This window comes from Shewanella colwelliana (assembly GCF_001735525.1).
GTDB classification, from domain to species: Bacteria; Pseudomonadota; Gammaproteobacteria; order Enterobacterales; family Shewanellaceae; genus Shewanella; species Shewanella colwelliana.
This window is the reverse complement of the sequence record NZ_MCBT01000002.1, coordinates 1-6,636: the sequence shown is the minus strand read 5'-3', so window position 1 is coordinate 6,636 and position 6,636 is coordinate 1. Positions and strand designations below refer to the sequence as shown.

Sequence of the window (6,636 nt, the reverse complement as noted above, 5' to 3'; positions counted from 1 at the left end):
TGTAGTGGTCAACTAATATTGGCCACGATCTTAGAGTTTAACCAGAACAATCGTTCCGATTCATTGGGCGTCAGTCCGCCGTTATATTGATGTGGACGAAGCTGGCAGTAATATCCAATTATGTATCGTGTAATTTCGTTCTGAGCTTCTGTAAAATTACGATACCCTGTTGTTGGTATCCATTCTGTCTTAAGGCTCCTAAAAAAGCGTTCCATTGGACTATTATCCCAACAATTCCCACGTCGAGATAAACTTTGTTTGAGCTGGTATCGCCATAAAAGTTGTCGATATTTTCTGCTTGTATAGTGAGTCCCTTGATCGCTATGGAACATAACATCTTTAGGTTTACCACGACCTTCATAGGCCATCGTAAGCGCTTTGCCAGTTAAACGGCTATCAGGTGATAATGACATAGCCCAGCCAATCACTTTACGGGCGAATAGATCAATCACAACAGCTAAGTACATCCAGCGGTTACCAGCCCACACGTAGGTGACATCACCAACCCAGACTTCATTCGGAGCTGTAACTGCGAATTGTCGACCTAGGTGATTAGGGGTTTCAATATGTTCTAGCGTGCCTTTTCGGTATTTGTGCTTAGGAACCTGACAGCTAACTATACCAAGCTCTTTCATCAACTTAGTGGCACGATAGCGGCTTAGCAAGACACCTTGCTGGCTAACCATATCTGCAATGGTTCTAGCACCAGCCGACCCATTACTTGCAGTGTGTACTTCGCTAACTAGGCTCCGAAGTTTAACTTTATCGGCATTAATGGTTGTTGGCCGCTTTTTCCAATATTTGTAACTACTACGATGAATACTGAACACTTCGCATAATGTTTTTATGCTGTAGCTCTGCCTGAGTTTCTCAATTATTAAGAATTGTTCAGTGAGTCCGACATCAACAGAGCTGTGGCCTTTTTTAATATTTCGTTGTGCTCTTGGAGGCGAGCGAGTTGCTTTTTTAACTCTCGAATTTCAATTTGTTCTGGTGATATAGGTGATGCTTTAGGTTGCTTACCTTGTCGCTCTTCTCTTAATTGTCGAACCCATTTATCCATGGTTGATTTGCCTACACTCATGGCTTGAGCAGCTTCAACAATTGAGTAATTTTGATCTAGCACTAATTGAGCTGATTCAAGTTTGAACTCTGCGCTAAAAAGTCTTCTTGTACGTTTTTTCATAGTGTCACCTGTTAACTTATGAGGTGATGATATCACCTCTAACTAGGTGGCCAAATTCACCGTACCACTACAGACATACCAAAATACAGCTTATCTTTCTTCGATAAATTGCTTGAGGTTTCAAAAGTATTGGATAGTTCTGACGATGCATTATTGCTTCAGACTATAGCAAATAAAAATCTGCAACCAGTTAAGTCAGTAACACTTCAAGACTTCACCAGCAAATGGCTAGAAAAGTACTTTTGCTTCACTGACCAGACAGGGCGAACACTAAGACCAATCATCAGTCGCTTTCGTGAAACTGGCGCTCAACTTACCACGGCGTATCAAGGTGAATTAGTGAATGATATAACGCTAGGTAATAGCCCTCAAACCCGCAGGAAACACTACTCCAATGGCAATAAGCATAACAATAATGGAATGATGCAAGATGTAGCTGTCATTAGGCAGGAACAAGCACAAACTAAGCAAGGCGCAAAATCTGCGCGCTTGGCATTAGGGATCGAAGTATTAACTATTGAGGAAGAATTTAAGATGAACTTCCCTCTCTTATCTCGAACCCCAAACGGAGGGAGTTGTGCTAACCCCTTTGGAGAAAAATCTAAAGCATATAATCGAAAAGCAAAACATCTAAATCCATTAAAAAACGGTGAGAAACTGGCATGTGCCGATTTATTGAAATGTTTTGGCTGCTCAGAACAAGTCATCGTCCAGTCCGTCAGTGATATTTGGTGTTTACTGTCGTTTAAAGCAAGTATAGAGGAATCGCTTTACCAACATTTGAATGCTCATCATTACCGACAGAACTTTGAAAATGTAATTGCATACATTCAAGAAAATATCTTGCCAAAAATCAAAAAAAACATTTTAAAACAAGCTGAAAAAACTTTGAACAACGAAGGATTACACCCTCTTTGGCTGGAAAATAACGCCATTCTAGACTTGATACCAACAACGCTTACGCGACCTGCTAAGGAGTAAGATGATGCATAATCCACACCTTTACACCGGCGACTTCCCAAGGCAGCATCAAGTTGGAAATGTGGATGTTATTCGACTATACCATCTAAAAGATTGGGATTCGCTTAATGAGGTGGTAGTCTGCCGCGACAAAAATGGAGGAGTAACAGCCCGTTTTGGAGAAAATAAGTGGTGTCTTATGCCCTTCGCACGAACCCCTAAAGGGATTGGCAGTTTTAATTTTCAAGATTGGGATAACACTCCAGAGCTGCTAGTTGAATTCAAGCTTTTAGCTTACGGCTGGCTTTTCCATAAAAGCGTAAGAAGCCAAGCCCATAAATACACAACAGTTTACAGTAGAGTAATTGCGATAAAAGTAGTCTATAGATTTCTTAAACAAATAAAAGCAAACTCGCTAAGTGAATTATCAAATAATAAATCATTTGAGGCATTTAAAGCATACCTAGTAACCCAAGATCGCCACCAACAGGGTTTAAAAACAATATTTGCCGCAATTAACAGAGCTATCTGCCTTGAACCTTGGTTAAAGTATTCATTTGGGCTTGGCGGAAAAATTGAAACAACATTGTTATCAAAGGCACTTAGTGATAAAGATACTCGGCAAACTCTCGTCATACCGGAACGATTGAGTGACGCCATTTACGGGAAAGCCATTGAATTAATTGAGGAAGCGATACCCTACCAAAAGAGCATCGCCAAAGTAGAGTCGGACCTTCAAAAGAACTACCTCAAAGGAAAGGATATTGTTGATGCTAAAATTAAAAAAGGTTTCAGATTCTGCTGCACAGATGATAATGGCAATATTGTTGACAATCATAATTATGCACTCCTCATATGTGATAACCAGCCTTTAAAGTCAAGCGAAATAATTCACTCACTTTCTATTCAAATACCAAGCATAAAACTTAGTAATGCTAATGACTTTCAGCGTTATTTGGGACAACTGATTACGGCTTGTTATATTGTATGCGGTGGATTTACAGGAATGCGCGATTCTGAATTAGGCAAGCTCACACCCAACAGCTACTTCAAAGATAACATTAATGGACGTGACTTCCACATGCTTCAATCGAACACCTTTAAGTTAGGTGAAAAACGAGAAACTTGGATCACTGCCCCAATAGCGAAGCAAGCGATTGAATTGGCATCAACATTAACAAAGGCTTGGCGAAGACAAATAAATTACCCTGATAGTCGTTACGTTGACACCCTTTGGTGTAACAGAATAGCTCGCTCCAAACCGCCAGTATTAATTTCAAATTGGAGTAGTAGGTTGCAGCGTTTTTGCAGACAAATTGGTTTTGTGGTTACACAAGAGGATTATCAAGAGTGTCTTGTCTCCAATCCAAGATCTATAGTCAGAATTAAACAAAGTGTGGTTATCGGACAGCCTTGGAAGTTAAGTTCTCACCAATTTCGCCGCTCATTAGCATTTTATACCATCAAGTATAGACTTGGTTCAAAAGTAGCCCTTAAACAGCAATTCAAACACTTATATTTGGCGATGACGGAATGGTATACAAATGGAGGACAACTTGCGAGTCTTCGAGATTTGAGGCTTGATATAGACATGCAGAAAAATCTGGATGAAATTAATACTGAAATGATAACAAGTAAAATCTTTCAACAATGGCATTCAGACCAACCACTATCGGGAACAATGGGAAAAGCTATTATTAAAATGAGAGGAAATGTGCCTCATATATATAGTTCTTGGGAAACTATTTATGCGGCAGTAGAAAAAGGCACTCTAACATTACATGGCACAGCACATAGCTACTGTAAGAATGGCTATGACTGTGACATGGAAGGTGTAGTTATGCCCCAGTTCTGTGTTAACTGCAAAGGGCAAGGTAGTATCATCGACAAAGACCAAGCATTATGGTGGCAAAAAAGGCACAAGAGTTTGGTTCGCTACATGGAGTTAGGGGAAGATATTTCAGTGACAGACAAGAGCCACTACATTACTCAGATCAGGGCAGCTGAAAAAGTAATGGCTGACTTTGATATGTTCTTCACCTCATTTGTACCGGATCTAAAGGTAATGAATTTATGAGCAAAAGTGAAAACACTTTAATTGCGTTAAAGGCCGCGCTAGAGCGCATCACACAAGGAAAACCAAAACGTATACTTCCCACTAGAAAGCTTAGTGTTCGAGCGGTTGAAGAAGAAGCGAATCTAGGTAATGGTAGCGGTTATTACTACCCTGATTTTGTGGCAAAGGTTAAACAGGTTAAAGTCGATATTAATCAAGCTAAAGGCGAATACGTTCAACCAGAAATTCAGTCAGTACGTCTTAAACTCAATGAACAGAAGCGCATTAAGCAAAACTACAAAGAGAAGTACTTAGCGGTAAGAGAGCAACTAGCCAACTTTGCAGCTGCACAGCACCACCTCAATGATAAGTTGGTACAAGCACTAGCAAAGATCGATGATTTAGAGTTTGAAAATACGAGCCTAAGAGAAAAAGTCACTGAGCTTAAGAGAAGTAAGGTTGTACCAATTAAATGAGCTGATTTTCACTTAGAACGTTTAAAAATGGGATATGCCCACTAACTCATCATTTTATGATAAATGAATGGATAAAACGGCAACTTTCTTAGAAAGTACAAGTAAAGAAGTCATCTACAAGACTTTCTGTCTTCTTTCTGACCTTATTCACACTTAGCCTCTAACGTGCAGATCATGTAACGCATTACAAACGAGAACAAAGCGTATGCAACCCAACTTATTCTATGCACATTGGAATCCGACATGAGTTGGCCAAGCTTTAGGCATCGCTGTTGAGCAACCTGTATGGCAAAATCAGCGCGACCATTGGTTAGGTGTTGGCATGCCATAGATGCCAAAACGGTGTTTACTCTGCGGAATACCAAATTTACCCATGCCATCTAGCGCAGGGTTAGCAGCTAAGTATGCTTTTATTTTTTCTCGCTCACTAATTTCAGGAACTTGCTCAATATCATGGGGCGTTATTACACTACTGTCAGCTTCATACTGAGCATCAAGTTCAGCCATTTTTGTTTCAACAGCTTTATATGCGCGGTCTAAATCTTCGACAGTTTTGATGCTAAAGCGTTTGCTGTATTTTACAAGCGCATTTTTGCCAATAATTAGTTCACTTGATAAGCCAGTTGTAATACTCCACTTACCATCGCCTCGTGCTACAAATTTCTTCTTTTTCGGGTTAAAGCGAATAGGAGTATGAGCATGGAACCAATCAATAACAACTTCGGTATCTTCGACTTGCCTGATGAAATTGTTTAAAGGCTCGGTAATCCCCCCGAAAAACCACGGTGTTCATAAGTAGAATTTTCTCGTAATCTGTAACTAGGAGATTCTCAATGAAAAAATCAAGATTTAGCGACAGCCAAATACTATCAATTCTTAAACAAGCTGATGCAGGCTCACCTGTTCCAGAGCTTTGCCGTGAGCACGGTATGAGCAGCGCCTCTTTTTACAAATGGCGCTCCAAATATGGCGGTATGGACGCCTCGTTAATGGGACGACTTAAAGAGCTAGAAGATGAAAACCGTCGCCTTAAAAAGATGTATGCAGAAGAGCGACTCAAAGCCGAGCTGATCCAGGAAGCCATGGCAAAAAAGTGGTAAAGCCGTCTCTGCGGTGCGAGATGGCAAGGAACGCCGTAAGCTCTAGGGAAGTGAGTATCCGTTTGGCCTGTAGCACCTTCCACGTCAGCGAAAGTTGCTATCGCTACCAGCCTAAAAACTCAGACGAAAACGCTGTCATAGCTGACTGGCTAATTCGATTGACGAACAACCAACGTAACTGGGGTTTTGGCCTGTGCTTTCTTCATCTACGTAACGTCAAAGGCTTTGGTTGGAACCATAAACGTGTTTATCGAATTTATCGTGAGCTTGAGTTAAACCTTCGTATCAAACCTAAGAAGCGATTGGTTCGTGAAAAACCACAGCCACTAGCGGTACCTGAAAAAGCCAACGAATGTTGGTCAATGGACTTTATGCATGATCAACTTGCAGACGGCCGTTCAGTCAGATTATTTAATGTGATCGATGACTTTAATCGAGAAGGGTTAGCTATCGAAGTGGATTTTTCTTTGCCAGCAATCCGTGTGCAAAGAACACTTGAGCAGATCATTGAGTGGCGTGGAAAACCGAAGTCTATACGGTGTGATAATGGGCCTGAGTATATCAGCAGTTTACTTGTAGCTTGGGCTGAGAGGCATCAAATAGCGCTTTGCTATATCCAACCAGGCAACCCTCAGCAAAACGCCTATATCGAACGCTACAATAGAACTGTACGTTATGATTGGCTATCTCATTACCTGTTTGACTCTGTGACCGAGCTACAAAACTTTGCAACTGAATGGCTTTGGGTTTATAACAATGAACGACCAAACATGGCATTGGGAGGAATAACCCCCATGCAGCGTTTAGCCCAAATTAACAAGTCTACTTCTGAACTCCATTAAAAATGGGGGGATTACC

Annotated in this window: 6 protein-coding genes; 4 read left to right on the top strand and 2 right to left on the bottom strand. The window is 40.9% G+C overall.

The genetic code is table 11. The annotated features are described in order from the left end of the window. Positions 1–8 precede the first annotated feature (8 nt). Positions 9–1,186, bottom strand: a protein-coding gene (locus tag BEL05_RS01445; RefSeq protein ID WP_139151798.1) for an IS3 family transposase whose coding sequence is annotated in 2 segments (ribosomal slippage) — positions 9–919 and positions 919–1,186 — 1,179 coding nt in all. Because the reading frame shifts where the segments join, the coding sequence is not laid out codon by codon here. A gap of 129 nt (positions 1,187–1,315) precedes the next feature. Here BEL05_RS01445 and BEL05_RS01435 point away from each other — a divergent pair. Genes BEL05_RS01435 through BEL05_RS01425 form a run of 3 tightly spaced genes read left to right on the top strand, consistent with a single transcriptional unit; the run spans position 1,316 to position 4,678 of the window. Beyond that, positions 1,316–2,167: a hypothetical protein gene (locus tag BEL05_RS01435; protein WP_245686916.1), complete on the top strand. Its 852-nt coding sequence runs from the start codon at positions 1,316–1,318 to the stop codon at positions 2,165–2,167. Position 2,168: 1 nt separating this feature from the next. Continuing rightward, the gene (locus tag BEL05_RS01430) at positions 2,169–4,223 is read left to right on the top strand and encodes a hypothetical protein (protein WP_245686915.1); all 2,055 of its coding nucleotides are present in this window, start codon (positions 2,169–2,171) and stop codon (positions 4,221–4,223) included. Continuing rightward, positions 4,220–4,678, top strand: coding sequence for a hypothetical protein (locus BEL05_RS01425; protein ID WP_069670049.1), 459 nt, complete (start codon positions 4,220–4,222; stop codon positions 4,676–4,678). Before BEL05_RS01430 ends, BEL05_RS01425 begins: the two co-directional genes overlap by 4 nt. A gap of 294 nt (positions 4,679–4,972) precedes the next feature. Here the strand turns inward: BEL05_RS01425 and BEL05_RS01420 are convergent, their stop codons facing one another. Further along, positions 4,973–5,185: a hypothetical protein gene (locus BEL05_RS01420; RefSeq protein WP_069670048.1), complete on the bottom strand. Its 213-nt coding sequence runs from the start codon at positions 5,183–5,185 to the stop codon at positions 4,973–4,975. Between the two features lie 326 nt (positions 5,186–5,511). On the opposite strand from BEL05_RS01420, the gene BEL05_RS01410 reads away from it, so the two are divergent. Beyond that, positions 5,512–6,620 (top strand): IS3 family transposase gene (locus tag BEL05_RS01410; protein WP_139151799.1). Its coding sequence is split into 2 segments (ribosomal slippage): positions 5,512–5,764 and positions 5,764–6,620, totalling 1,110 coding nucleotides; the frame shifts between segments, so codons are not numbered across the junction. Positions 6,621–6,636: the final 16 nt, after the last annotated feature.